1 protein-coding gene and 1 pseudogene are annotated in these 2343 nt (G+C 73.2%); both read right to left on the reverse strand.

Features of this window, described 5'->3' with window-relative positions; all coding sequences use genetic code 11:
* Positions 1 to 731: pseudogene (locus tag C1I97_RS40365) on the reverse strand (hypothetical protein); the annotation flags it as partial.
* A 498-nt stretch (positions 732 to 1229) separates the two neighbouring features.
* A complete protein-coding gene (locus C1I97_RS35530; RefSeq protein WP_309147851.1) occupies positions 1230 to 2228 on the reverse strand; it encodes a LysR family transcriptional regulator in 999 nt (332 codons plus the stop codon).
* Positions 2229 to 2343: the final 115 nt, after the last annotated feature.

Consider the following 2343-nt stretch of genomic DNA (forward strand, 5'->3'; position numbering starts at 1 on the left):
GGGTTGCCGACGGAGGGAGAGCCGTTGCCCCCGGGAGCGGACGGCACGGTGACGCGGTCCGGGACGCCCCTCTTCGTGCTGGACACGGACGGCTGGGGCTGGGTGGAGACGGTGGGAGCCGTGCCGGGCTCGGCGGTGGCGCCCGGCACGGCGGTGGCGCCCGCGGACGAAGTCGCTTCGGTGCTGGGAGTGGTGGGGTCGGTGGTGACGCCGGGCAGGTCGTCGGTGGACGCGGACGGGGCGGCGGACTCGGCCGGCCGTGGGGACTCGTCGACCTTGCTCGCCGGCTGCTCGTCCGCGCCCGGCGCCGGGACGGGCACCCAGGGGGCGGCCGCGTTGCCGGACAGCAGGGTGACGACGATGACGACCGCGTAGACGGCGCAGGCGAGGCCGACGGCCATGCCGAGGCGGCGGAAGCGGCGGCTGCGGCGGCCGGACTCGTCGACGAAGACGGGCCTGTCGGCCTCCTTGCCGCCGACGGTGGCGGCCGCTCCGGCGAACGAGCCGCCCAGCTCCACGGCGTCGAGCTGGATGGTGACCTCGTGCGGGTCGTGGGTCCCGCGCGTCTCGCCGCTCTGCCAGGGGTCGTCGACGCACACCCGCAGGGGGCCGGTGCCGGTGGGCCCGGACTGTTCCGTGTCCGCGTGTTCCGCGTGTATCGACGGATCCGGTGCCGAGCCGGTCGGATCGGCCGCCTGCGCGGGCAGTATCCGCGTCTCCGCCTCGGCCACCGGCCCGGCGGGGCTGCCCTTGTCGAACCAGGAGCTCGGCGCCGGGGCCGGAGCGGGGTGTCCGCCCGCTCCCGGCCGGTAGCCGCCCTCACCGTCGGGGCGGAACCCCGGCCAGGCCGCCGTACGACCACGGCCATCGGCTTCCGGCCACCCTGCCCGGCCCTCCGGAGCCGGCGGCGTGCCGGAGGGGTGGCCGGATTCCGGCTCCGCGCCGGAGGCGTCACCGGAGTCGAACGCCCCGCTCGGGTGTATGGGCCCGCCTGTCCCGCGGAGACCCCCGGACGCTGAACCGGACCCGCTCGGTTGGGCGTTATCCCGCCATTTATCGACGCGCACTTACTTCCCCCCCAAGGGGCATCACTACCAAAGAAGCATACGAATCCGGGCCTACGTACCAGCCGTCGGGCCGAGCCCCCAACTCAACACGAGCGTCCCCTTTATCACAGTGCACCCGGGTCCCCGAATGTATCGCATGGGGACATGGCGTGGAGATCCGTCTCAGGTGCAGGCCGCCATCACATGCGCGTCCATGGCCGGAATCCAACCGTTCGTCGGCCGCATGAGCCACCCTTCCTCGCTCGCCAGTTCGTTCACAGAACGCCTGAGTGCATCCAATCCGGGATGAACCAGCCCTTTTCGCCACACCAGTGACACAGGGGAGAGCGGAACGGGGTCGGTCAGGGGCCGCAGGACCGTCTGCGGCATGGCCGGAAAGTCCACGACGGTCAGAACAGGTGTGCGGTGTTTGGCCATGATCCGGCGGAACTCCGCCACCCCGATCGCGAGGGGCGCGGGCGGTGCGATCTCGATGCCACGCCCCTCGAACAGGCGACGTGCGAGGTCGGTCCACTCCGGCGTGCGCGGATTGCCCGCACCCGCGTACACGCGCTCTCCCGCCAGCGCGTCGAGCGGCACCTCGGCCAGATGCGCGAGCCGGTGGTCCTCGGGCAGGATCACGGCCATCCGCTCGTACCGCGCGGGCTGGTGCAGCAGCCGGCTTCGGACCGCGGGGTCGAGCCCGGCGAACCGCCCGAACGACGCGTCGAGCCGGCCGGCCAGCATCTCGGCGGCGGCACCGGTCAGACCGCTCTCGAAACGGGTCATCAGTTCGAGATCGGGGGCGAGTGCGCGCGCCCGGTCCAGCACCCGCTCCCCGAACAGTCCCGGGCTGTTGACGTCCACGAACAGCGGCCGTTCCGGACCGCCCCGGCCGAAGGCGTCGAGCAGCTCCCGCTGCGCCTGGAGCACCCGGCGGGCGTACGGCAGCAGCCGGGCGCCCTCGGCGGTCAGCACGACCTGCCGGGTGCTCCGTACGAACAGCACGGCACCCAGTTCCCGCTCGAGCCGCCGGATGTCCCGGCTGAGGGCCTGCTGGGCGACGTACAGCCGGGCGGCGGCACGGGTGAAGTGCAGCTCCTCGGCCACGGCGACGAAGGCACGGAGCAGCCGGGGGGCGATTCCCTCCGCGAAGGCGGACGGTCCAGGTTCGGCGGGCACGGGCCGAACTTACAACGCGGGTGCGTCAATCGCGCCGGATCAGGTGTTGGACCGCGGACCGGCGGCCGGACGACGGTGACGCCATGCCGAATTCCTCCGCCCCGGTCCCCGCCCC

Origin of the sequence: Streptomyces sp. NTH33 (assembly GCF_003236365.1) — a bacterium.
GTDB lineage: Bacteria > Actinomycetota > Actinomycetes > Streptomycetales > Streptomycetaceae > Streptomyces.